Annotated in this window: 22 protein-coding genes and 1 pseudogene; 12 read left to right on the plus strand and 11 right to left on the minus strand. The window is 70.3% G+C overall.

The features are described 5' to 3' along the window. Positions 1-86: 86 nt before the first annotated feature. Entirely contained in the window at positions 87-779 is a 693-nt protein-coding gene (locus ACZ561_RS17650) for a demethylmenaquinone methyltransferase (RefSeq protein WP_470995545.1), read from the minus strand. A gap of 158 nt (positions 780-937) precedes the next feature. Here ACZ561_RS17650 and ACZ561_RS17655 point away from each other — a divergent pair, with 158 nt between their 5' ends. Next, entirely contained in the window at positions 938-1468 is a 531-nt protein-coding gene (locus ACZ561_RS17655) for a SigE family RNA polymerase sigma factor (protein WP_329117360.1), read from the plus strand. 8 nt (positions 1469-1476) lie between these two features. Beyond that, positions 1477-2283, plus strand: a complete 807-nt coding sequence (locus tag ACZ561_RS17660; RefSeq protein ID WP_470995548.1) for a hypothetical protein — start codon at positions 1477-1479, stop codon at positions 2281-2283. A 31-nt stretch (positions 2284-2314) separates the two neighbouring features. Here the strand turns inward: ACZ561_RS17660 and ACZ561_RS17665 are convergent, their stop codons facing one another. The 3 genes from ACZ561_RS17665 to ACZ561_RS17675 are packed head-to-tail and all read right to left on the minus strand — an operon-like array spanning position 2315 to position 6020. Continuing rightward, positions 2315-2965, minus strand: a complete 651-nt coding sequence (locus tag ACZ561_RS17665; RefSeq protein WP_470995551.1) for an imidazolonepropionase-like domain-containing protein — start codon at positions 2963-2965, stop codon at positions 2315-2317. Between the two features lie 7 nt (positions 2966-2972). Beyond that, on the minus strand, positions 2973-4172 hold the full coding sequence (gene mqnC, locus ACZ561_RS17670) for a cyclic dehypoxanthinyl futalosine synthase (RefSeq protein ID WP_470995554.1): 1200 nt from the start codon (positions 4170-4172) through the stop codon (positions 2973-2975). Between the two features lie 60 nt (positions 4173-4232). After that, positions 4233-6020, minus strand: a complete 1788-nt coding sequence (locus ACZ561_RS17675; protein ID WP_470995556.1) for a serine/threonine-protein kinase — start codon at positions 6018-6020, stop codon at positions 4233-4235. 141 nt (positions 6021-6161) lie between these two features. Here ACZ561_RS17675 and ACZ561_RS17680 point away from each other — a divergent pair, with 141 nt between their 5' ends. Beyond that, complete coding sequence (locus ACZ561_RS17680) at positions 6162-7232, plus strand: alpha/beta hydrolase (RefSeq protein WP_470995559.1); 1071 nt, start codon at positions 6162-6164, stop codon at positions 7230-7232. Between the two features lie 125 nt (positions 7233-7357). On the opposite strand, the gene ACZ561_RS17685 is transcribed toward ACZ561_RS17680, so the two are convergent. Then, entirely contained in the window at positions 7358-8218 is an 861-nt protein-coding gene (locus tag ACZ561_RS17685; protein WP_470995562.1) for a menaquinone biosynthetic enzyme MqnA/MqnD family protein, read from the minus strand. A gap of 270 nt (positions 8219-8488) precedes the next feature. On the opposite strand from ACZ561_RS17685, the gene ACZ561_RS17690 reads away from it, so the two are divergent. Then, positions 8489-8692, plus strand: coding sequence for a cold-shock protein (locus ACZ561_RS17690; RefSeq protein WP_003967102.1), 204 nt, complete (start codon positions 8489-8491; stop codon positions 8690-8692). Between the two features lie 211 nt (positions 8693-8903). Here ACZ561_RS17690 and ACZ561_RS17695 read toward each other — a convergent pair whose 3' ends face one another. Both ACZ561_RS17695 and ACZ561_RS17700 read right to left on the minus strand, forming a co-directional pair. Beyond that, entirely contained in the window at positions 8904-9275 is a 372-nt protein-coding gene (locus ACZ561_RS17695) for a hypothetical protein (protein WP_470995565.1), read from the minus strand. A gap of 18 nt (positions 9276-9293) precedes the next feature. Continuing rightward, positions 9294-10085: a hypothetical protein gene (locus ACZ561_RS17700; protein WP_470995568.1), complete on the minus strand. Its 792-nt coding sequence runs from the start codon at positions 10083-10085 to the stop codon at positions 9294-9296. 255 nt (positions 10086-10340) lie between these two features. Between ACZ561_RS17700 and ACZ561_RS17705 the strand changes: the two genes are divergently transcribed. From ACZ561_RS17705 to ACZ561_RS17720, 4 genes are all read left to right on the plus strand, one after another. Then, positions 10341-10754: a DnaJ family domain-containing protein gene (locus ACZ561_RS17705; protein WP_470995571.1), complete on the plus strand. Its 414-nt coding sequence runs from the start codon at positions 10341-10343 to the stop codon at positions 10752-10754. Between the two features lie 211 nt (positions 10755-10965). Beyond that, positions 10966-11409, plus strand: coding sequence for a hypothetical protein (locus tag ACZ561_RS17710; RefSeq protein ID WP_470995574.1), 444 nt, complete (start codon positions 10966-10968; stop codon positions 11407-11409). Further along, positions 11409-13472 (plus strand): hypothetical protein, encoded by a 2064-nt coding sequence (locus tag ACZ561_RS17715; protein ID WP_470995577.1) that lies wholly within the window; start codon positions 11409-11411, stop codon positions 13470-13472. Before ACZ561_RS17710 ends, ACZ561_RS17715 begins: the two co-directional genes overlap by 1 nt. Next, entirely contained in the window at positions 13469-13990 is a 522-nt protein-coding gene (locus ACZ561_RS17720) for a hypothetical protein (RefSeq protein ID WP_470995580.1), read from the plus strand. Before ACZ561_RS17715 ends, ACZ561_RS17720 begins: the two co-directional genes overlap by 4 nt. 16 nt (positions 13991-14006) lie before the next feature. On the opposite strand, the gene ACZ561_RS17725 is transcribed toward ACZ561_RS17720, so the two are convergent. Next, a complete protein-coding gene (locus ACZ561_RS17725) occupies positions 14007-14654 on the minus strand; it encodes a TIGR03086 family metal-binding protein (RefSeq protein WP_470995583.1) in 648 nt (215 codons plus the stop codon). A 52-nt stretch (positions 14655-14706) separates the two neighbouring features. On the opposite strand from ACZ561_RS17725, the gene ACZ561_RS17730 reads away from it, so the two are divergent. Further along, complete coding sequence (locus ACZ561_RS17730; protein ID WP_470995586.1) at positions 14707-15123, plus strand: MarR family winged helix-turn-helix transcriptional regulator; 417 nt, start codon at positions 14707-14709, stop codon at positions 15121-15123. Between the two features lie 37 nt (positions 15124-15160). On the opposite strand, the pseudogene ACZ561_RS17735 reads toward ACZ561_RS17730, so the two are convergent. Further along, a pseudogene (locus ACZ561_RS17735) lies at positions 15161-16380 on the minus strand (RNA-guided endonuclease InsQ/TnpB family protein). A gap of 370 nt (positions 16381-16750) precedes the next feature. On the opposite strand from ACZ561_RS17735, the gene ACZ561_RS17740 reads away from it, so the two are divergent. From ACZ561_RS17740 to ACZ561_RS17750, 3 genes are all read left to right on the plus strand, one after another. Next, on the plus strand, positions 16751-17257 hold the full coding sequence (locus ACZ561_RS17740; protein WP_470995589.1) for a mycothiol transferase: 507 nt from the start codon (positions 16751-16753) through the stop codon (positions 17255-17257). A gap of 158 nt (positions 17258-17415) precedes the next feature. Next, positions 17416-19647, plus strand: a complete 2232-nt coding sequence (locus ACZ561_RS17745) for an FG-GAP repeat domain-containing protein (RefSeq protein WP_470995591.1) — start codon at positions 17416-17418, stop codon at positions 19645-19647. A 104-nt stretch (positions 19648-19751) separates the two neighbouring features. After that, positions 19752-21977 (plus strand): FG-GAP-like repeat-containing protein, encoded by a 2226-nt coding sequence (locus tag ACZ561_RS17750; protein WP_470995593.1) that lies wholly within the window; start codon positions 19752-19754, stop codon positions 21975-21977. Positions 21978-22045: 68 nt separating this feature from the next. Here ACZ561_RS17750 and ACZ561_RS17755 read toward each other — a convergent pair whose 3' ends face one another. After that, a complete protein-coding gene (locus ACZ561_RS17755; RefSeq protein WP_470995595.1) occupies positions 22046-22426 on the minus strand; it encodes a VOC family protein in 381 nt (126 codons plus the stop codon). 263 nt (positions 22427-22689) lie between these two features. Next, positions 22690-23079, minus strand: coding sequence for an SSI family serine proteinase inhibitor (locus ACZ561_RS17760; RefSeq protein ID WP_470995597.1), 390 nt, complete (start codon positions 23077-23079; stop codon positions 22690-22692). Between the last annotated feature and the right edge of the window lie 88 nt (positions 23080-23167).

Genomic DNA, 23167 nt, shown 5'->3' on the forward strand with positions numbered 1-23167 from the left:
TATTGCGGAGGTCCCGGGGCTCCGGGGCCCGGGATGCCCTTGATGCCCGGGCCCCGGGGCGGGCGCCGAGGGGTCCGGGCAGTCGCCTAGAGCTTGAAGCCCCGGTGCATCGCCACCACGCCACCGGTCAGGTTGCGCCAGGCGACCTTGGACCAGCCGGCCTTCTGCAGCAGACCCGCCAGGGCCGGCTGGTCGGGCCAGGACTGGATGGACTCGGCGAGGTAGACGTACGCGTCCGGGTTGGACGACACCGCCCGGGCCACCGGCGGCAGCGCGCGCATCAGGTACTCCTCGTACACCGTGCGGAACGGCTTCCAGGTCGGGTGCGAGAACTCGCAGATCACGACCCGCCCGCCGGGCTTCGTCACCCGGTACAGCTCGCGCAGCGCCGCCTCGGTGTCCTGGATGTTGCGCAGACCGAAGGAGATCGTCACCGCGTCGAAGACGTCGTCGCGGAACGGGAGCTTCGTCCCGTCGCCGGCGGTGAACGGCATCCACGGGTGTCGCTTCTTGCCGACCTGGAGCATCCCGATCGAGAAGTCGCAGGGCACGACATAGGCCCCGGCGCGGGCGAAGGGCTGCGAGGAGGTGGCCGTCCCGGCCGCCAGGTCCAGGATCCGCTGCGCGGGGCGGGCGTCGACCGCCTTCGCGACCTCCTTGCGCCAGCGCCGGTCCTGGCCGAGTGAGAGCACATCGTTGGTGAGGTCGTAGTTCGCCGCCACGTCGTCGAACATCGAGGCGACTTCGTGCGGCTGCTTGTCCAGGGATGCTCGGGTCACCCGGCCATTGTGGCAGCCCGCGCGCGACGGCCTTCGGGAGCCCTCCGGGCCCGCCGGGGATTCGTCGAAATTCCCTCTCAACCTTTTCCGGGGGCGGGCACTCATGGATGGGTGACAGTCGGGCAGCGGGGGACGACCCCCAGGGACGGAGGAGCGCGATGCAGGCACCGCACGGCTCGGACGAGGCGTTCGAGGAGTTCGCCCGAGCCGGGCAGACGCGGCTGTACCGCACGGCGTACCTGCTCTGCGGCGACGCCGAGCACGCCCGCGATCTCACCCAGACCACCCTCGCCAAGCTGTTCCAGCACTGGCGCAAGGCAGGCACGGCCGAGTACCCGCACGCCTACGCCAAGACCGTTCTGACCCGCACCTTTCTCTCCGAGCGACGCCGCCGACTGCGCGACCTGCTCGCCTTCACCAAGACCGGCGGGCTCGGCCCCGCACCCGCGGCGGAGCACACCGACCTCCGGGTCACGCTGCTCGCCGCGCTCGCCGAGCTCCCGCCCAGAGCCCGCGCCATGGTCGTCCTGCGGTACTGGGAGGACCTCAGTGTGGAGACCGTCGCCTCGCTCCTGCGCTGCAGCGAGGCGACGGTCAAAAGCACCTGCTCCCGCTCGCTCGCGCGGCTCCGCGACCGTCTCGGCGAGGCCCATCTCTACGCCACCGACCACCACGCCACCGGAAGGTGAGGCCCCCAGTGGACGACGCCACACTGCTCAAGAGCGCCATGGACCGTACGACCGAGGACCTGCCGCCGCTCCCCGACCTCGTGCCCGTCGCCATCGTCCAGGGACGCAGACGGCGCGCCCGGGCCCGCCTCGCCGCCGTCGGCGGTGTCTTCGGCACGATGACCGCCGCCGCCCTCGGGCTGACCCTGCTGCCCGGTCCGAGCACGGGTGTCGCCATGCCCGCCGCGCCCCCGGCCGTCTTCCCCTCGGCGTACCACACCCCCGTGCGGCTGACGCCGACACCGGGCCAGGAGCCCCCGGCCCCGGCGACGGGTGCCGAGGCGGAGCGCCGCGCCCAGTTCCAGCAGCAGGTCGCGGCACTCCTGGACGAGCTGCTGCCGACGACCGTGACCGGCATCAGCCCCGTGGAGGGGGAGGTGTCGCTCTACCAGATCACCTCCGGCGGGCGGAACTTCACCACGAAGCTGTCCGTGCGCCCCGCGGAGGGTGAGGTGCTGCAGCCCTGCCTGAACATCCCCGCCAAGCAGACGACCTGCGAGAAGGTGGACCTCGGCCCGGGGCGTACGGCACAGGCGTACACGATGCCGGTCAACGAGGCGGACACCATGGGCTCGATGGTCGTGTTCTCCTACGGCCGCAGCCATGTCCTGCTCTCGGTCGGCCCCTCGGAGGCCGAGGGCAAGCCGAGTCTCTCCGCTCCGGTGACAGCGGATCAGCTGCTCGCCGTCGCCCGCGACGACCGCTTCACGGACCTGGTGAAGTACGCCGACGAGAACCCGGTCCAGGAGAAGTCCACCCCGGTTCCGGCCGGCTGACCCACGGGCACACGTGCACGCCGCCCGCGACCTAACGGCGGCGGAAGACCAGGCGGCCGCCGAGGACGGTGGCGACGCAGGTGCGGGCGCCGCGGGCCACCAGATCGGCCTCGTCCACCACGTCGAAGACCGCCAGGTCGGCGGGTTCTCCCACGGCCAACGGACCGTGGACGGTGCCGGGCAGGTCGTGACCCTCCACGAAGGGGTCCAGATCCGGGCCGTCCCAGACCGGCGGGGCCAGGACCGGCGCGTTCGGCACTTCTCGCAGCCCGGCCCGCGCCACGGCCTGCCGCACCCCCGACCGGGGCCCGAGCCCCACATGCGTCGTCCCATGGGCGAGCATCCGCTGGATGCCCCGCCGCACGCTGCCCGCCATCCGGGCGGCGTCGGGCGCGAGGGCGTCGAAGGCCGGACCCACGATGGGGTCGGTGCCCAGCTCGTCCGCCTCACGCGGGTCCGGGTGGTACACCCTCGTGAGCAGCCAGTGCCCGTGCCACTGGCGGAGCCCCGGTGTCAGGACACCCGGCCACCGGCGTACCCGCGCGGCCGGAAAGGCGGCGGCCACCTCCTCGTACGGGCCGACGGACACGATCTCCGCGTCCCGGACGGCGACCGCGCCGCCGGGCACGGGGGCGCGGCCCCCGCCCGGCAGCAGCAGGTCCGCCGTGTGGATCGTCAGCACGAACGCGTCAGTTGGCGTTCAGGAGCTTCAGCTCCGGGTGTGCCGTACCGCCCTCGATGGCCGTGGAGGAGATGTGCGAGGCGACCCGCTCGTCGACCGGGTCGTTCGCCGGGTCGTCGTGGACGACCAGGTGCTCGTACGTCGTGGCGCGCTGCGCCGGCACGCGGTCCGCCGTGCGGATCATGTCGATCATCTCGCGCAGGTTGGAGCGGTGCTTGGCGCCCGCCGAGGAGACGACGTTCTCCTCCAGCATGATCGAGCCGAGGTCGTCCGCGCCGTAGTGCAGGGTCAGCTGGCCGATCTCCTTGCCCGTGGTCAGCCAAGAGCCCTGGATGTGGGCGATGTTGTCCATGAACAGCCGGGAGATCGCGATCATCCGCAGGTACTCGAAGAGCGTGGCCTGCGTGCGGCCCTTCAGATGGTTGTTCTCAGGCTGGTACGTGTACGGGATGAAGGCCCGGAAGCCGCCCGTCCGGTCCTGCACGTCACGGATCATCCGCAGGTGCTCGATGCGCTCGGCGTTCGTCTCGCCGGTGCCCATCAGCATCGTGGACGTCGACTCGACGCCGAGGCCGTGCGCGATCTCCATGATCTCCAGCCACCGCTCGCCGCTCTCCTTGAGCGGGGCGATCGCCTTGCGCGGGCGCTCCGGCAGGAGTTCGGCGCCGGCGCCCGCGAAGGAGTCGAGACCGGCCGCGTGGATGCGGGTGATCGCCTCCTCGACGGAGACACCGGAGATCCGGGCCATGTGCTCGACCTCGGACGCGCCGAGGGAGTGGATGACCAGCTGCGGGAAGTCCTTCTTGATGGCGGCGAAGTGCTTCTCGTAGTACTCGACGCCGAAGTCCGGGTGGTGCCCGCCCTGGAACATGATCTGCGTGCCACCGAGCTCCACGGTCTCCGCGCAGCGGCGCAGGATGTCGTCGAGGTCGCGGGTCCACCCCTTGGCGGTGTCCTTCGGCGGCGCGTAGAAGGCGCAGAACTTGCACGCCGTCACACAGACGTTGGTGTAGTTGATGTTCCGCTCGATGATGTACGTCGCGATGTGCTCCGTACCGGCGTAGCGGCGACGGCGCACGGCGTCGGCGGCCGCGCCCAGCGCGTGCAGCGGCGCCGAGCGGTACAGCTCGAGCGCCTCCTCGGGGGTGATCCGGCCACCCTCTGCGGCGCGGTCGAGGACGGACTGAAGGTCGGCCTTCTCGGTCACCGGCTGAGTCCCTTTCGGAGGGTGGTTTCTAAGGACTGAACCAGCCTACGCCAGCGCTTCTCAGGACTTCCGCAGGGTGCCGCTAGGGCGGCCCGCGGCTTCCTCGTCGGAACGGTAGGTGAGGGTGCCGTCGGGGTTGCGGGTCAGTGTGAAGGTCGACGTCCCGGTGGTGCAGAGACCCGCGGTGCCGGGGCGGTCCGGGTCATTGCGGTCCGCGATGCGCAGCTCGGTGGCGGAGGCGGAGGTCAGCTTGCCGAGGCCGTGGCAGCTGACGGTGGTGCCGAGGACGCTGATGGTGTGGGTGGTGCGGACGACGTCCTTGCCGGTCCCGCCCTGGGAGACGACGACGGTGAAGTCGCCGTGCGGGGAGCCGTTGCGCTCGGTGGTGGGCCCGGTCCAGGTGCCGAGGAACGTGTCGGGGACGGAGCCGGAGGGCGCGGTGGCGGCGGGAGGATTCGTCTTGTTCCCGCCGGTGTCGCTCGCGTCGGCGCCCCGGCCGCCGCCCGGCATCAGGTCGAAGAGGTACCCCGCCCCCAGGGTCACGCAGGCCAGCGCCCCGGCGACGGCGAGCGCGAGCGTACAGCTGACGCGCCGGCCCGCGGCGAGGGAGAGGGTGGCCTGCCGCCGCCGGGTGCCCTCGCCACCCGGATCGGTGGGCGCCTGGTCCGCCGGGACGGCGAACCCGCCGGGTGCGGGCGCGATCGGCGGCCCGAAGACGCCGGGGTCGGGAACCGCCGGCCCGGACGGACCCGCGGCTTCGGCCTTGACGTCGGGCGTCAGAACCACCGGAGGGCCGAAGACACCTGACGGCGGGCCGGTCGTGGGCCCCTCCGGGGCAGGCGCCCACACCGAAGGGGCGGTGAAGGGCACGGGGCCCGAGACGTTCGGGTCGGGCGGGGCGGCCGGGCCGGGGAAGGGCGCGGCACCGGAAGCCGGTGGGGCCGTACCCGTACCCGCGTCGAGTTCCAGGAGGCGTACGGCGGTCCGGCTGATCTCCTCCACCAGCGGGCCCGGCAGCCAGCCGCCCGACACCAGCGCCGCCGCCCCGCGCGGGGCGAGTGCGGCGGCGACCGCGCTCGGGGTGGGGCGGGCCGCCGGGTCCTTCGCGAGGCAGGCCGCCACCAGCTCCCGCAGCTCCCCCGCCAACGCGCCCAGTTCGGGCTCCTCGTGGACCACCTTGTAGAGCAAGGTGGCCGAGGAGTCGCCGGGGAAGGGCGGGGCTCCGGTCGCCGCGTACGCGAGGACCGCGCCGAGCGAGAAGACGTCGGAGGCGCCGGTCGCCCCGTGGCCGAGGATCTGCTCGGGCGCCATGTAGCCCGGCGAGCCGATGGAGACCCCGGTCGCGGTGAGCGACGCCGTACCGTCCGTGGCCCGCGCGATGCCGAAGTCGATGAGCCGGGGGCCCTCCAGGGTGGCCAGCACGTTGGAGGGCTTCACATCGCGGTGGACCAGGCCGAGCCCGTGCACACCCGCCAGTGCCTCGGCGAGTCCGGCGCCCAGGGTCCTCACCGTGTGCGCGGGCAGCGGGCCGATCGCCTCCACGGCCCGGGTGAGCGTCGGCCCGGCGACGTACCCGGTGGCGACCCACGGCACGGCGGCCTCCGGGTCGGCGTCCAGGACCGGCGCGGTCCACTCCCCGCCGACCAGCCGGGCGGCCTCCACCTCACGCCGGAACCGTGCCCTGAACTGCTCGTCCAGGGCGAAGTGCGGGTGCACGATCTTCACGGCGACGGTCCGGCCGCCCTCGTTGCGGGCCAGATAGACACGCCCCATGCCGCCGGATCCGAGCCGGCCGAGGATCCGGTAGGCACCGATGGTCCTGGGTTCCCCTGCTTCGAGCGGCTGCATGTCTCCCCTTCCAGCAGCGCACGGCCCTTGGTGGGCCGGATCACCACGATTCGGAACCGTACCCAGCCAACCGATCCCCCACCACGCCCCTCCTCTTCTCCGTAAGACGTCGCAGTGTCCGAAGCACCCCGGAGTCACCCGATGACACGCCTCCCCAGGATCACGAGCCACCCCGAACGCCCGAGGATTCGCAGGATCCTCGCCGCCGCACTCGCCCTCGGCGCCACTGCCGCTCTGGTCGGCGGCTGCTCGGGCGAGGGAGCGCCCGTCACGTTCGACACCCCGAGGTCGACGGCCACGGCCGACCAGGCGGGCGCGTCGCGGACCCCACGGGCTCCGGGGGCGCCCGAGACCGTCCTCCCCACCGGCCCCAAGGCCGGTTTCACCACGGCCAACACCCTCGACGACGGCACCAAGATCGGGGTCACCACGCTCGCGGGCGCCAAGTCCGGCTTCACGGGCAAGGTGTGGGTATGGGCTCCGAAGCAGTATTTCGACCCGAAGTACGCCGACAGCGGCTTCCCGGTCCTCGTGGCACTGCCCGGCGGAAACGGCTATCCGGTGAATTACTGGATGGGTACGGACCTCAAACTGCAGTCCAGCATCAGCACATGGTCGCAGGAAGGGAAAAGCCTTCCGTTCATTGTCGTGATGCCTGTGCTCAACCCCGACGACAAGTACTACTACGACGGCAGCGATATACCGGGGCAGCCCAGAATGGGCACCTGGCTCGCCGAGGACGTACCCGATTTCGTCCGGGCGAATTTCCGCACCTTCAAGTCCCGTGACGGCTGGGCGTTCATGGGCTCGTCCTCCGGCGCGTTCGCCGGACTGAAGGCGGTGCTCCAGCACCCCGACAAGTTCAAGGCCGTGATCGCGTCCGGCCCCGACACCGTCCCCGACTCCCCGCTGTGGGCGGGCCACGAGTCGCAGCGGCAGGCGAACAACCCGGAGAAGCTCGCGAAGGCGCTCGGCGCGAAGCCGGACACCAAGAAGAACCGGGTCTATCTGGCGTTCCAGATCGGCACGGAGGAGTCGGGCGAGGCACGGCTGAGGTCCTTCATGAAGAACTTCACGAAGGGTCCGGTGAAGACCCGCCTCCAGGTCATCCAGGGCGGCGGGCACAACGCCAAGGGCTACATCCGGGGCATGGGGGACGGCTCGATGGAGTGGATCAGCCGGCAGATGCAGGGCCCGGTACCCGCGCCCTGACGTACGGGTTCGGCGCCCGGGCCCTGACGTACGGGTTCGACGCCCGGGCCCTGAGGTACGGGGTTCGACGCCCGGGCCCTGACGTACGGGTTCGGCGCCCGGGCCCTGACGTACGGCCTCGGACCTCAGGCGAGCAGGTCCACCTTCACGTCCGCCGGGAAGCCGGTCGTCGGACCGGTCCGGCGGGCGAACTCGCGCACCCCCGCCAGCTGCTCGGGACCGAAGCGGAAGTCCAGAGTCCGGAAGTACCGCTCCAGGAGCTCCGCATCGAAGGACTCCCAGCGCGCGGCCTGCTCCGCGACCTTGGCGACCTCCACCAGCGACAGATCACGCGAGGCCAGGAACGCCTCGTGGACCTCGCGCACGGTCTCCGGCTCGCGGACCAGGAAGTCCTTACGCGCCGCCCACACGGCGAAGACGAACGGCAGACCCGTCCACTCCTTCCACATCAGCCCGAGGTCGTGGACCTCGAGACCGAGCCGCGGGGCGTCGTGCAGGGAGGCCCGCAAGGCGGCGTCGCCGATCAGGACGGCGGCGTCCGCCTCCTGCATCATCAGCCCGAGGTCGGGCGGGCACGTGTAGTAGTCGGGCCGCACGTCGAACCGCTCGGCGAGCAGCAGCTGCGCGAGCCGCACCGAGGTACGGGACGTGGACCCGAGCGCCACCCGCGCCCTGTCCAGCTGCTTCAGGGGCCGCTGGGAGACGATCACACAGGACATGACCGGGCCGTCACAGCCCACGGCGATGTCCGGCAGGGCGACAAGATCGTCCGTGTTGCGGAGATACTCCACGAGGGTGATGGGCCCGATATCGAGGTCGCCCCGCACGAGCCGCTCGCTGAGCTTCTCCGGGGTGTCCTTCGTCAGCTCCAGATCGAGGAGCGTTCCGGTACGGGCCAGGCCCCAGTACAGGGGCAGACAGTTCAGGAACTGGATGTGTCCGACGCGGGGCCGGCTGCGCTGGTGGTCGTCGGTTGCATTGTCCACATCGTGAGGCTAGACCCGTCTCGCACGGTGGACATCGTCGGGGCGTGCGTGGCGCTCACGTCAGCGCGTCAGAAGCACGTCAAACGTGTGGGTGGCGTGATCTTTCCCTCTAGTGCGGCGCACACCCTGCGTGCTACGCTCATCGCAAGTTGCAGTTTGGTTTCCCTTGCAGTACAGAGCCTGCGGAGCATGTGACCCGCAGGCTTTTGTAGTTTTCAGACTTGTTTGCAGGTTCTGGAGCAGGGCAACCCTTTGGCCCAAGGAGGGCTTATGGCTACCGGAACCGTCAAGTGGTTCAACGCTGAAAAGGGCTTCGGCTTCATCGCCCAGGACGGCGGCGGCCCGGATGTCTTCGTCCACTACTCCGCGATCAACGCGTCCGGGTTCCGCTCCCTCGAGGAGAACCAGGTCGTGAACTTCGACGTCACGCAGGGTCCGAAGGGCCCGCAGGCGGAGAACGTCACCCCGGCCTAAGTTGCCCGGGTCGGCGATCGCGCACGGCTAGAGAAGTACCCAAGGAGCCCCGCTCCGTGTCTTCGGGCACGAGCGGGGCTCCTGCCTTTCCACGACCCTCCGAGGGCTTGCTTCCGGCCTTCCGCGGCCTTTCCGCGGGGCCTGCCCGGCGCGACGAAAGGGGCCCGGCGCCTTGCGGCACCGGGCCCCTGTTCGAGGGCCGATCACTCCCCTACGGGGCTATCAGCTGCGGCTTCGGCATGATCCAGATCGCGAAGACCAGCTGTGTGAGCACCCAGATCCCGAAGAGGCTGCCGCTACCGCCGAAGATCAGCGGCAGCACGGGCAGGAGCAGCAGGAAGGCGGCCCACGCGCGGAATCCGCCCGTCGTCCCGTACCGCTTGCAGAGCCCGAGCATCAGCAGGAAGAACAGCGAGGCCGCTCCCACCCCCGGCATCAGACCGAAGCCACGGCCCAGCTGCGTCCCCAGGGACTCGAAGAAGGGCATGTCCTCCGGCCGGGGGCCGAACGCCGAGGCGCACACATGCCCGACCAGGAGAACCGGCACATAGCGCAGCACACAGTGCAGAATCCATTCACCCACGCCGACGCTCCTCGCCACTCAGTTCGGGACACACATGTCCGAGTGCCACCGGCGCATCCCCTTCTCGCCCTTCCAAGGCATGGAGTCCAGCCCGGAGTCATCGGCCATGTCGTCGCGGGCTACCATCCGCGGGGCCTGCGCCCGACGGTACTGAACCACTTCCAAGTCCGGATACTGGTCCCCCTTCTTGGTCACCTCGACCGAGGACTTGTTGTCCGGGTCCATCGAGTGACGGCGGTTGTCACCGAGCAGCTGTGCCCCCAGTCCCGGGATCAGCGTGGTGGTGCCGCCGGAGGGCGGCACCGTGGCGGTCCGGTTGCCGCCGTGGGTCGTGGTGGTGCGCCACCTCTCGACGTTCTTGGAGAGGGTGACGGAGGCCGCGGTGCGACCCATTCCGTCGTACTCCGTCACCGTCTGGGACGGGACGAGGTTGTCGGTCACCGCAGGCACGATCGTCGCCACTGGCTTGTCGTTGTCGTACTCGCCGTTGGAGCGGACAACCCGGCCGTGGGTGTCGTAGAAGTTGTCCGACACGAGGCGGCCGGTGCCTCCGAACTCCTGGGTCTGGCTCTGCCGCTGCCGCAGCAAGCCGTCGTAGAGCGTGACGGCGGTGCGGTACGCGCCGCTCTCGCCGTCGTAGAGCGTGACGGCGGTGCGGTACGCGCCGCTCTCCAGGAGCGTCTTGGAGGTCACCGCCGTCGGGCCGGTCTTGGTGACGCTGTACGTGAAGGTGACATCGGCAGAGGAGGTGACGGGGCGGCCCGGCTTCCACGCCGCGGTGAGCCGACCGAGGCCGTTGTAGTCCTGCACCGTGACCCGGCCGTTGGCGTCGGTGACCTCCCGGACTTCTGGGCGACCCAGCCCGGCGGGGCCTCGGGGACCGGCGTGCTGCGGTTCTACCCGGGGCGGCCCACCGCCCACGGCTCGCCGACCGTCGTCGGCGAAGCGGGCTGGACCTCGTCCATCGCCGCCGTCTTCTGACCGAGCCGCCGCGCGGCAGGGCCCCCGTTCCGTACCGGAGCGGGGGCCCTCCCGTCGCCGGGGCCGTTTTCGTACGCTGGACGTATGACCGAACGCAAACCGCCTGGCGTCAGCTTCGAGTCGTTCGTGGACAAGCAGATCCGCGAGGCCGCGGAGCGCGGCGAGTTCTCGAAGCTGGCCGGCTTCGGGAAGCCGCTCGACGACGACACCGCCCCCTACGACGAGCTGTGGTGGATCAAGGGGAAGATGCACCGCGAGGGCGCGTCCGTCCTCCCGCCGTCCCTGGCCCTGCGCAAAGAGGCCGAGGACGCGGTGGAGGCGATCGGCCGGGCCGTGTCGGAGGCACAGGTGCGCCGGATCCTCGGCGAGATCAACACCAAGATCGCCGCGGCCCTGGCCCGGCCACCGGCCGGGCCGCCGCTGAATCTGAAGCCGTTCGACGTCGAGGAGACGCTGGCCCGGTGGCGGGAGGCCAGGAAGGCCGACGAGGCGCGGTAGCGCCGGGAAGCCCCGCAGCCCCCGCCGGCAGGCCCCTCGCCCCGCCCGTACCAGCGGGCCCGTTGTGCGCCGGGAAGGCACGATCCCGTCAAGAGACCGTCAGTGCCCGTCAAGAGACCGCGAAGATGACTCGTCGTCACGGGTGGGCCGCGCCGTGCCTGCCTAACGTGCCCTGTGTATACGCCAACGATCTTGGACATACGGGGGTCTTGTGTCTTTCGACGATGAATGGGCGGGCATCAGGTCGGCCGCGGCCGACAAAGCGGTGTCCACGCGCCTCAACCAGCTCCCCGCCGACGGCGGCGACGGATCGGGCGGTACGGGAAGGCTGCGCGTCGAGCAGGCCGACCTCGCGGCCGTCGGCGACGCGGCCTTCACGCTCCACCAGCGGCTCGACACCGATGGGGACCATGCCAAGGCCAACACCTACGCGGCGGCCGGCTCGCTGACGTCGGACTTCGCGCTCGGCGCCGCGCTCTCCACGGTGGCCGACAAGTGGAACGAGCAGGTGGGCACCTTGTTGGACGCCTGTGCGCACATCTCCAACCACCTCGAGTACTCGAAGAAGACCCACGCGGACGACGAGTACTGGATCGCGACCCGGTTCAAGTTCGAGCAGCTCGACAAGGGCTTCGAGGAGAGGGCGCGGTACTGATGGATCTGGACGCGCTCCGGTTCGCGGACTTCTCCAAGCTGTCCACCGCCGTCGGTGACTGGGAAGCCATGGCGAAGAAGCTGTGGGAGCTGGAGGGGGACGCCCGCAAGGGCATGGGTGCGAAGTCGGACAAGGCGGCGTGGGAGGGGTCCAACGCCACCGTCACTCGGGCGTTCATCACCAAGACCGCCGGGGAGTTCGCCGACGCCGCGACGCAGGCCACCAGCATCGGGAACATCCTCCGCGACACATACGCCGAACTCGCCTCCTACAGGACACAGCTGACCGAGGCGATCGAGCAGGGCCTGGCCAAGAACCTGACGGTCGTCGGCACGGGGAACGGCGGGTTCACCGTGACCATGAACATCCACCCCGACCGGGCCGCCGACGGGCAGGACGTGCCCGAGCACTCGCAGGCCGATGTGACCGCGCTGCGCCACCGGGTGCAGGGGATCCTGGAGAAGGCCACCGAGAGCGACAGCACCGCCTCCAAGGCACTGACCGTGCTCGTGAGCCAGACCCCGTACGGCTTCTCGGACGCCGCCTACTACGACCGGGACCGCGCGGCGGCGGCTCTCAAGGACGCCGAGCGCATCGCGAACCTGTTGAGGAACAAGGGCGACGACATGTCGCCCGAGGAGTTCGACCGGCTCAACAAGGACCTGGCCGCGTACAAGGACGACCGGCTGTTCCAGGAGACGCTCGCCACCACCCTCGGCCCGCGCGGTGTCCTCGACTTCTGGGCCGACCTGTCCGACCCGTCCGACGGCGGCGCCCTCCAGCGCTCGCGCCACCAGGACTTCGGCGACTTCCAGCAGAACCTGTCCCTCGTGCTCGCCGGCGCGACACAGTCGGACAGCCCGACCATGCGCACCTGGGAGAACGACATGGTCAAGCTGGGCGAGGAGCGCATCCAGACCAGGGGCAGCCAGGTGTACGGCTACCAGCTGATGAGCAACCTCATGCGTACGGGCGACTGGGACAACCGTTTCCTCAACGACTACGGCAACGCGCTCGTCGCCACCGAGAAGAAGATGCGGCTCCCGGCCAACCAGTGGAACGCCGGTGCCCCTCCCATGCCGAAGATGAACTTCATCGGCGAGGACTTCGGGCGCGACCCGATGACCGGCCTCATGCGGGCGCTCGCCGCGAGCCCGAACGCGTCGACCGAGTTCTTCGGCACGACACAGCCCCACGACAACGCGCAGTACGTCCTCGGGGACCGGCAGGTCTTCGACGACACGCCCCTCGACGACAAGGACGGCAACTCGGCGCGGGAGGCGACGGGCGCCGCCCTGGTCTCCGCCGCTACCGGTGTGAACCCGCTCGACCCCACGGCGCAGCAGGTCGACCTCACCCCGGAGCACCGGAAGGTCCTGGACCGCTCGCTGGAGTTCCTCTCCGCGCGGGGCGACGCGTTCCCCTCGGAGATGCGCGACGACATGGCCAAGGTCCTCTCCAGCCACAGCGACATCGTCCACCACACCGCGAGCTCGCTCTCGGACGACGCGAAGGACCCGCGGCAACTGGACCGCGGTCAGCTCCTGGAGGTCGGCAAGCAGCTGTCCCGGGACCAGAACGCGTACGGGATGCTCAACGAGGCCATGAACCGGGAGATCCTCCAGGACATCCACACGGATCGTCCGGAGGACCCGAAGGAGACCCTCCAGCGGGCCGGCAACTCGGTCGGCTTCCTGGAGGAGGCCCGCTACCAGGCGCTGAAGGCGGACAAGGACGACCCGTCGTGGGAGGCGAAGTGGATGTACCACGGCTTCGGCGGCGCGGTGAACTTCATCCCGGTGGTCGGTGACGCCGCTCAGCGCGGGGTCGACGCCCTGGCCTACAACTGGCAGTTGGACGAGCAGGCGCGTATCGAGAAGGGGATCCAGGAGCAGAACGGCAAGACGTTCGAGCACCGGGAGAACCAGCTGCGGGCCCTCTCCCAGGAGTGGGCGCAGGCCAACCCCGGTCACGGCAACAACGCCTACACCCTGGAGAACGAGATCAACCTCGCCGCGTTGAACGGCAACAACCGCGCCAAGGGCCTGGCGGGTGACCAGTGAGCGGTCGCGCGCGGGCTGCGCGGGCCGGGGCGGCTGTTCTCCTGCTCGGCGCGCTGGCCGGGTGCGGGGAGAGCAGGGGGTACACGGTGCCGGCCGAGGTGTGCGGGGTACCGGTCGACCCGGCCGTACTGGCGCCGTTCCTCCCGCCGGGGGAAACGGTGGAGCAGTCGACGTACGCCTCCCGGCCTGCCAACCCGCGGTGCTCGATCACGGTGGACGAGCAGACCGTTCTCACGGTGAGGGCGGACGTGATCGAGCCGACCGAGGACCCGATGAAGGTCCACGAGCGGCTGCTCGTCGGCTCCGACCGGATCCCCGTCGGCGACGATGCCCGCGTGGCGGACGCGACCGTGCTGGCGGTGGCTTCCTGTACGTACCAGGGCGAGCCGCACAAGTTCGTGGCGCAGATGTTCCCTCCGGACGGGACGGAAGACGCGGTCGAACGGCGGGGTGCGCTGACGCGGCTGATGACGGCGTACTTCCCGGCGGTGCAGAGGAAGGTGGGCTGCTCGGCCTGAGACGGACCGGAGCCGGCTAGTGGCCGCCGATCGGCGCGTCCGGTGTGCGGCCGAGGGCCGCGAGGATCCGGTTCAGTGTGGCCGCGCCCGGGGGTAGGGGGATGCCCGGGCGGAAGGGGCTGTCCGGGGCGAGTCGGGTGTCGCCGTCCGGGACGGAGAGGGCGATCGGGAGCGCGGCGTCGAGGACGTCGGGTCCGGGGTCGTACGGGAGGTCCAGGCCGCGGGCGATGTCCCAGCCGTGGACGACGTAGTCGATGAAGTGGAAGCCGACGGCGCGGCTGGCCGGGAACGTCCGGTCGACCGTGAACTCGGGCAGGAGGAAGGGCCGGTCCGGGGCGTCCAGGGCCGCGAAGGCGGCGACGACGTGCTCGGCGGCCTCGGAGTACCGCGCGACGGCTTCGACGGTGTCGGTCACGGGGCGGACGGACCAGTGGGCGAGATCCGCGCCGTCGCCGAGGGCGGCGGCCGCGAACCCGAGGTGCTGGGCCGTCATATGGGCGAGCAGATCGGCAACCGTCCATCCGGCGCAGGGCGTCGGCCGGTCGAGGTCGCCGGGGGTCACCCGATGCACCAGGACGACGCTGTCGCGGACCGCGCGCGCGTGGAGGAGCCGTAACCGCTCGAACCGCTCCGTGGGGCCCGCACCATCTGAAGAAATACGCATGTGCTTACGATCTGCACGGGCTTATGAATTGTCAACGGGTATTTTCGTGGCCATGGAAGAGCCCCGCCCCGATCTCGCCGCGATGGTCGTGCCGCTGGGCCGCACCCTGATGGCGGCGGAGCAGCCGGTCCTGGACGCCCACGGCGTGACCATGTGGGCGTACGCGGTCCTGCTGCACCTCGACGAGACGCCCATCCGCACCCAGGCCGCCCTGGCGGAGGCGATCCGGGCGGACAAGACCCGGATCATCGCCGTCCTCGACGACCTGGAGACGCGCGGCCTGATCCGCCGCCGCCCCGACCCCCAGGACCGTCGGGCTCGCCTGCTCTCGCTCACGCGCGAGGGCCGCGAGCTGCGGGACACCGTGCGGTCCGAGATCCAGAAGGGCGAGGAAAGCGTGCTGTCCCGGCTCCCGGCGGGGGACCGGGAGGCGTTCGTCCGGGCCCTGCGGATCCTGACGACCGAGTAGTTGAATCCTCCCCTCCCTGAGGGAGGAGATTCCTGGCTCAGGCCGCCTCCTGGAACAGCGCTCCAGGAGGTCTTCCGCCATCAGCACCAGCCGGGTCGAGACCAGCCCGGACAAGCATCACGCGTGCGGAGTTCTTGTCCCTGGGAGACACGGCTCCGCATGCCGTGCAGGTGTAGGTGCGCTCACCCAGCGGCAGCGCATGCTTGGCTCTCGCATGGCACTGCGCGCAGTCCATCGTGGTGTGCGCGGGACGGACAAGGCGGATGTCCCGCCCGTGCTTGCGGCCCATCTCGATCAGAGCGGCTTTGGTGGCGCCGATGGCGGCGTCAGCTGCCTTGCGGGCCATCGTGGTCCTGGCGAGGAACTTCGGACGGAAGTCCTCCACCGCAAGGACATCGTGGTCGCGGACGACCTTCTTGGCCCACTTACGACTGGTGTCCTCACGCTGCCTCGCGACCTTCTTGTGCGCCTTCGCCCGCAACTTCTTCGCCCCGCGATAGCCCTTCGATCCAGGCCGCCCCTTCTCCGGCCTGCGGCGGGCCATCATTCGGTCGTATCGGCTCAGCTGCTCTCTCACCTTCTTGCCATGCTCGGCGTGTGGCAAGTCATGCGTGTCGGACGTGGTGGTCGCGGTCTCCTTCACACCCCAGTCCACACCGAGGACACGGCCGGTCCACGGCAGAGGCTGGACCTCTGCGGCGACGACGAACGAGGCATACCAGTGCCCAAGGCTGTCCTGGTACACACGCGCCGAGGACGGCTCTGCCGGCAGCTCGCGCGACCACACCACCGTAAGGACGATGTCGCCTGCCAGATGCAACCTGCCGTTCTTCAGACGGAAACCGCGCTTGGTGTAGTTGAGACTCGGCAGAGCCTCCCGCTTCTTCTTGTGCTTCGGCATCCCGGCCCGGCGCGCCAAGGGCAACCGCTCCCGAATGTCCTTGTGTGCCTTGGCGCGGGAGCGACCGAAGTCGCGAATGACTGCTGCTGACACACCGACGAGCCCTCACGCAGCCACGGCGTACATGCGCGGGCCTCGGTCAGCATCCTGTCGAGTTGAGCCGGGCCGCACGTGATCTTCTGACCGGTGGCCTTGTTGTGCAAGTGCACCGCCCTGGACTTGGCGACGCATTCGTTCCAAACCCACCGGCACCGGTCCCACTCCGCCGCCAGGGAGGTGCGGGCGATGGACGACACGCGAAGCCGGTAGGTGTACCGGGCCAGCCCGGCCTCCGCAGCAGCATTCACCTGCGCCATCCCACCCCTCACGCTCCCAGCCGAAACGCCATGGCATCCGAACACTCTCAGCGACCATACGCACGACTGCCGCACACGCGTACCCGATCCCCCTACCACCACTCCAACCGGCGACTATCGGCACACGCGTTCGCGTCACTCCCGCTCGTACCGGCAGCCGTACAGACGCTCCGCACCCTGAACCGAATACCGCGACGCTCCATGCCGCAGCACCACGATGGGATTCGGCGTGAAACCGGGGCCTCCTCACGAGAAAGGGTGAACTCGGCCGCCTCCCGGCCCCGTCACCGGCCGTGCGGCCCGGCCCCGGCACCTCCTCGATGGCCCACTGGGTGGAGCACACCGCACCGTCGAGCGAGGAGTGAGTGACATGAGGAGCGCCGATCTGCTGCTGGACGTGTTCGGCCGCGTCCAGGAGGCCGTGCACGGAGCCGTCGAGGGCCTGTCGGAGGACGAGCTGGCGCTACGGATCGACGAGGACGCGAACTCGATCGCCTGGCTGGTCTGGCACCTGACGCGGATCCAGGACGACCACATCGCGGGCGCGTTCGACAGCGAGCAGGTATGGACGTCCGACGGCTGGAAGACCCGCTTCGGCCTCCCGTTCGGCGCAGGGGCCACGGGGTACGGCCACTCCAGCCCCCAGGTCGCCAAGGTCCGGGCCCCCGCGGACCTGCTGCTCGGCTACTACGACGCCGTCCACGCTCGGACCCTGGAACACCTCGGCACCCTGACCAACACCGACCTCGACCGCGTCGTGGACGACGCCTGGGACCCACCGGTCACCCTCGGCGTCCGCCTGGTGAGCGTGATCGCGGAGGACAACCAGCACGCGGGCCAGGCGGCGTACGTACGGGGTGTGGTGGAGCGGCGGTAAAGATCGTGACGGGTGTCGGCCGGGTTGCTATCCTCCGGCCACAGTCCACGGAGGGCGAAGATCCGGATGGGGGGAACCTCCGGCCGCTTCCGTGTCTTCCGATCGCCGTCCCCCACTGAGTGGGATCTGCGCGTTCGCCTATGGGGAGGGCCCGTCCGTTGCACCACTCTCACGTCTTCCGCCGCAGACTCGCCGTCGCGGTGACGGTCGCACTCGCCGTGACCGCCGGCACCCTGTCCACCGGCCCGGCGGCGGCGGCGCCGGCGGCGCTCGCCTCGGCCGACGTGGCGCGGGAACAGGCACCGGTGCCGTTCCCGCTCGACGCCGACATCATCGGCGGGGGTGCGACGGGGTTCCTGAGCGACGGTCATCCCGATCAGCGCTGGACGAGTTTCGCGGACGGATCGTCCACGACCTTCCCGCGGACCTCATGGGTCTACGCCGCCAAGGCGTCGGACGCCGTTGTCGAGAAGACGGCCAGCCGCATCACGCTGAAGGACATGTCCACGCGTGCAGAGTTGCTGAGTGTCGGCAGCGACACCGTGGACATCGGAGCCGTCGGCGCGACCCTCTTCGTACGGGTCCCCAACGGCACGGGGGGCGAGGAGGTCCACCTCGTCGAGAACGCCGGCGGCACGCAGTCCCGCCGCACGGTGTCCGGCCTGCCGACGAACGCGACGACGGTGCACGTCGCAGACGGCATTCCCGGCCAAGCCCTGATGACTTACCGCACCGGGACGGGCGCGACGAGCAAGGCGTACTGGGCCCTGCTGGACCTCGCCACCGGCGCCGTCACCCAGACCCGGGAGATCGTCTCCCCGCAGCGGCCGACCTCGGACGTCGCGCTGTCGGCCACCCACGTGGCCTGGGTGGAGTACCGCTCCGCCACCGACACGAGAGTGGTCGTCACCGAGCGGGCCTCCGGAACGACGCAGGAGATCCGGCTGGGCGCCTCCACGAGTCCCGTCGAAATCGGCCTGGTGGGTGCGTGGGTGACGTACGGGCAGATCGACGGCTTCAATTCGTACGACCCGCACGCCCTGAACGCGGTGACCGCACGGTCCCTGGAGAGCGGCACGACGCGGAAGCTGCTGGACCACCTCACGTCGGCCGTCACCGCCCCCGACGGCACCCAGCTCGTACGGGGAGGCACGGTGGCTCTGGGCGAGGGGCTGTACCGGATCTCCCCCGGGGCCGACGGCACTCCGGTCGCTGCACTGGTGGCGAGCACGGGCCGGCCCACCAAGGTCGCGCTGCGGGGCGGCCCGCGCTTCCCTGCCCTGATCGACCTCGACCGCAACGGCGGCGTGGTACCGATGGCCTGGCCGCTGTCGCGGTACAACGTGCTGGCGGATGTCACGCTGCGCCATACCCGGACCGGGGCGACTCGGGAGATCCACCTGCTCGTCGGCGCCGACACCGATCCGGCCGCCACCCTGTTCGACGGTCTCGGCTGGGGTGACTGGCCCGGCGAGACGCTGGACGACGGCACGGCGAGCAGCGCGCCGAACGGGGCTTACACCTGGACGCTCACCGCTGAGCCCATGAACGGCATCGGCCCGAAGCTGGTCACCTCCGGCACGTTCACGGTCACCCGCAAGCCCGCCCCGCATGACTACAACGACAACGGCTCCCCTGACCTGCTCCGGCGCGACTCGTCGGGCCGACTGTGGCGCGACGACACCCACTCGTGGAACAGCGGCAACCTCCAGGTGTCCAAGTCCGCACCGCTGGGCACCGGCTGGAACGGCTACGACCAGATCGAGGCCGTCGGCAACATCGCCGGAGCCGCCCACGCGGACATCGTCGCCCGCGACAAGAGCGGTGTCCTCTGGCACTACCTCGGCAAGGGGGACGGCACCTTCGACGGCCGCTACAAGATCGGCACAGGCTGGGGCGGCTACAACAAGATCACCGGCGGAAGCGACCTCAACAGCGACGGCAAGCCGGACCTCCTCGCCACCGACGCCGCAGGCGCCGTCTGGCTGCACAAGGGCACCGGCAGCTGGCGCACCCCCTTCGCCGCCCGCGTGAAGCTCGGTACGGGCTGGCACGGCTACAACCAGATCACCGCGACCGGCAACATCGCCGGAGCCCCCGCCGGCGACCTCGTCGGCCGCGACACAGCCGGCGTCCTCTGGCTCCACCTCGGCAAGGGCGACGGCACCTTCGCCCCCCGCATCAAAATCGGCGCCGGCTGGGGCGGCTACAACCAGCTCGTCGGCGTAGGGGACGCAGACCGCGACGGCCGTCTCGACCTGGTGGCACGCCGCAACGACGGTCCGACGTACCTCTACAGGGGCACGGGAAGCTGGAGCGCCCCGTTCCGCGCGCCCGAGGAGATCGGTGGCTCGTGGGGCACATCGTCCTCGCACAACCACCTCGCCTGATCGCCTCCGCCTGACCATCGAACGCGCGTACAACCTTCACTCGTGATCAAGAGTCTGACTCGCCGCAACACAAGGTGCGCCTGGTCTTCCTGAGGAGAACACTCTTGTCCTACGCACGTCCCGCCCGTCGGCGGCTCGCAGCCGCCGTCGTCACGGTGCTCGCCGTCACCGTCGGCTCGGCCGCACTGACCGCCCCGGCGATCGCCGCCCCCGCCGCCGAGGGCGTGACGGAAGCGGCGACCACGAGCGTCGCGCCGTACCCCAAGGACAGCACCATCGTCGGCGCGGGCGCCACGGGCTACCTGACGGTCACCAGGGCTCCGGGATCCCTCGCCTCGCGGCACTGGGTCCCGGCGGACGGTTCCCCCGTGAAGCCGATGGACTGGACGGACGAGAGCACCGGCTCGGGGGACATCGTCGCCGACCACTGGGCCACCGGCGCCAGCCTTACGGACATGGCGGCCGGGAAGCGGTTGCGCTCGGTGTCTCTCGACAGTGAGACCACATACGCGGGCGCCGCGGGCACGGCCCTGTTCACCACCGTGGTCAATGTGAACGGGGACAGGCTCCTTCACATGCACACCACGGCCAGTGGCACGGGCAGGATGACGGCCGGTCTGCCGGGAGACGCCACGGGCATCGTCGTGAAGCCGGGCACGGCCGATCACGCCCTGCTGACCTACTCCGTCGGCACGGATGCGGCGGCCACGAAGTACGTGGCCCTGCTCGACTTCGCCACCAACGCGGTGACCGAGACGTACGCGCTTCCGGCCGCCGCCGCCAAGGGCGACCTCGCCGTCTCGGCGACGCACCTCGCCTGGGTCGAGCACGACGGCGTGACGAAGAACGTGACCGTGGTGGCCGTCGACCGCGCGACCCGGCAGTCCCAGCGCATGAACGTCGGCCGCACCTGGTGGCAGAGCGACGTCGAAGTCGGTCTGGTCGGCGACTGGGTCACGTACGGCACGCGCGTCGGCCTCGAGGCCTTCGAGCCGAACGCTCTGGACGCCCTGAGCGCCCGCAGCCTGAAGGACGCGTCCGCCCCCGCCCGCAAGCTCCTCGACCACGCCCTCTCGGCCGCCGTCGCACCCGACGGCGCACAGATCGTCCGCGGCGGCACGGTCGAGCAGGGCGAGGGGCTCTATCGGATCGCCCCGGGAGCCGACGGGGCACCTACCGCCACGTTCGTCGCGAGCAGTGGAGAGCCCACCAAGATCGGCCTGCTGCGCTCCGAAGTCCCTGCCGTGATCGACCTCGACCGGAATCGCGGCCGGGTACCGCTCGAATGGCAGGTGACCCGGTACAACGTGAATGCCAAGGTGACCCTGCGCCACGTGCGGACAGGGAAGACGAAGGCATTCCACGACGTCCAGCTGGACGGTGGGGTCATGCGTGTCGACTGGGTGGGCGACATCGACCCCGGCACCCACACCCCCAACCAGAGCGCCTTCAACGGCGACTACACGTGGGAGCTCAGCGCCGAGCCCATGAGCGGCATCGGCCCGACCCTGATCTCCACCGGTACGTTCAAGGTCGTCCGCAAGCCCGCCCCGCACGACTACAACGACAACGGCTCCCCGGACGTGCTCCTGCGCGACGGGTCGGGCCGGCTGTGGCGTGCCGATTCGCACTTCGACCACTACAACCCCTGGCTGTCGTCGGGGGAGGAGAAGCTCGTCGGCAGCGGCTGGGGCGGGTACAACCAGATCGAGGCCGCCGGCAACATCGCCGGAGCCGCCCACGGCGACATCGTCGCCCGCGACACCGCCGGCGTCCTGTGGCACCACCTCGGCAACGGCGACGGCACCTTCGCCGGCCGCTACAAGATCGGCACGGGCTGGGGCGGCTACACCAAGATCGCCGCCGGAAGCGACCTCAACGGTGACGGCAGGCCCGACCTCGTGGCCACCGACGCCGCCGGGGCCATGTGGCTCTACAAGGGCACGGGCAGCTGGCGGACGCCGTACACGACGCGCGTGAAGATCGGTACGGGCTGGCAGGGCTACAACCTGATCACCGCCACCGGCAACATCGCCGGAGCCGCCGCGGGTGACCTCGTCGCCCGCGACACCGCCGGTGTCCTGTGGCTCTACCTCGGCAAGGGCGACGGCACCTTCGCCTCCCGTATCAAGATCGGACCCGGCTGGCAGGGCTACAGCCACATCGTCGGCATCGGCGACGCCGACCGCGACGGCCGACCCGACCTGTTCGCGACCAACGCCGGCGACACCAACAGCTACCTGTACAAGGGCACCGGAAGCTGGAGCGCCCCCTTCGGGCAGCGCCAGGCCACGACGATGCCCAACAGCAGGCCGACCTCGGTCGTCTGAGCCGACGGCCCGCGGCCCCGGGCGTGACGTGGTCACCGCGTCACGCCCGGGTGCCCGGGTCCTTCGGTCTACAGGTACGGGCGGGTGATCAGCTCGATCGCGTGGCCGGCCGGGTCCTTGAAGTACACGCCCCGGCCGCCGTGTTCGTTGTTGATCTCGCCCGAGCGCTGCATCTGCGGATCGGCCCAGTGCTCGACGCCGCGGTCACACAGTCGCCGGTACGCCCGGTCGAACAGCTCGTCGTCGATCAGGAGGGCGTAGTGCTGCATCTGGATCTCGATGTGCGGCGGCGGCGTCGCGAACTGGAGCAGCACGCCGTCGGTGAGCTGGATGTTGGTGAACGGCCCCCAGGACGGCGCTTCGGGAAGCTCCAGCAGCTCCCTGAAGAACAACGCCGATTCCTTGCTGTCCTTGGCGGCGATGATGGTGTGGTTGAACGTGACTGACATACGGCTGACCTCGATGGTGTTCGACACGAAAGATGGACGCGAAGTGCAGGAGCACTGGGAGGTCCGCGTGCCGAACCGCGAGGGCCGGGGTGCGTCGAGCGCCCCCGCCGTGCGATCAGTCCACCACCGGGTAGCCGATCCGTGTGTGGCGTCGAAGCGCCGATCCGGTGTTCACGTCGGATGATCTTACGGATCGCCGGCCGAGGCCGCAGGTGAATATCGCGTCAGCGGTACGACGACGTTTCCGGCCAGGTCGTGGCGCGTCAGAACGCGAAGACCGTGCCCGTCCTGGCGTTCAGCTCGCAGGTGTTCCCGAACTCCTTCTTCCAGCCCACCGGGACGTTGTCGAAGGTGCCTTGCGCCTCCGCCACCACCGGTTCGTAGACCATCGGGCAGACCACGTCGGCGTCGCCCTTCAGCTTCTCGAAGTTCCCGCGCGCGTCGTTCAGGGCGCCGCACGCGACCTCTCCCTGCGGATGGTTGCCCCCGGTGGGGCCGCACCCGAGATAGACCTCCCTCACGTCGCCGGTCGCACCCGACGTGATCGTGAGGAAGATCCTGGTGGGCGGGGTCGGCGCGGCATCCTCCGCGCCCGCGAGGCCGAGGCCCGCGACGGTGGCCGTGGCCACGGCGAAAGCAAGGGTGCTCTTCATGCCCCGGCAAACGAGCGCGCCGCTGCCCGGTCACCGGGCTCCACCCGTATGACCGGGAAGTTCATCCTCTTCGACGCGGACGGCACGC

It is taken from the genome of Streptomyces sp. NPDC039609 (assembly GCF_055596705.1).

What these genes read in the sequence shown, in the direction of transcription:
- ACZ561_RS17655 (WP_329117360.1), top strand. Translation starts at nt 938, where the DNA reads ATGCAGGCACCGCACGGCTCGGACGAGGCGTTCGAGGAGTTCGCCCGA.
- ACZ561_RS17675 (WP_470995556.1), bottom strand. Translation starts at nt 6,020, where the DNA reads ATGCAGCCGCTCGAAGCAGGGGAACCCAGGACCATCGGTGCCTACCGG.
- ACZ561_RS17680 (WP_470995559.1), top strand. Translation starts at nt 6,162, where the DNA reads ATGACACGCCTCCCCAGGATCACGAGCCACCCCGAACGCCCGAGGATT.
- ACZ561_RS17690 (WP_003967102.1), top strand. Translation starts at nt 8,489, where the DNA reads ATGGCTACCGGAACCGTCAAGTGGTTCAACGCTGAAAAGGGCTTCGGC.
- ACZ561_RS17705 (WP_470995571.1), top strand. Translation starts at nt 10,341, where the DNA reads ATGACCGAACGCAAACCGCCTGGCGTCAGCTTCGAGTCGTTCGTGGAC.
- ACZ561_RS17715 (WP_470995577.1), top strand. Translation starts at nt 11,409, where the DNA reads ATGGATCTGGACGCGCTCCGGTTCGCGGACTTCTCCAAGCTGTCCACC.
- ACZ561_RS17725 (WP_470995583.1), bottom strand. Translation starts at nt 14,654, where the DNA reads ATGCGTATTTCTTCAGATGGTGCGGGCCCCACGGAGCGGTTCGAGCGG.
- ACZ561_RS17730 (WP_470995586.1), top strand. Translation starts at nt 14,707, where the DNA reads ATGGAAGAGCCCCGCCCCGATCTCGCCGCGATGGTCGTGCCGCTGGGC.
- ACZ561_RS17740 (WP_470995589.1), top strand. Translation starts at nt 16,751, where the DNA reads ATGAGGAGCGCCGATCTGCTGCTGGACGTGTTCGGCCGCGTCCAGGAG.
- ACZ561_RS17755 (WP_470995595.1), bottom strand. Translation starts at nt 22,426, where the DNA reads ATGTCAGTCACGTTCAACCACACCATCATCGCCGCCAAGGACAGCAAG.
- ACZ561_RS17760 (WP_470995597.1), bottom strand. Translation starts at nt 23,079, where the DNA reads ATGAAGAGCACCCTTGCTTTCGCCGTGGCCACGGCCACCGTCGCGGGC.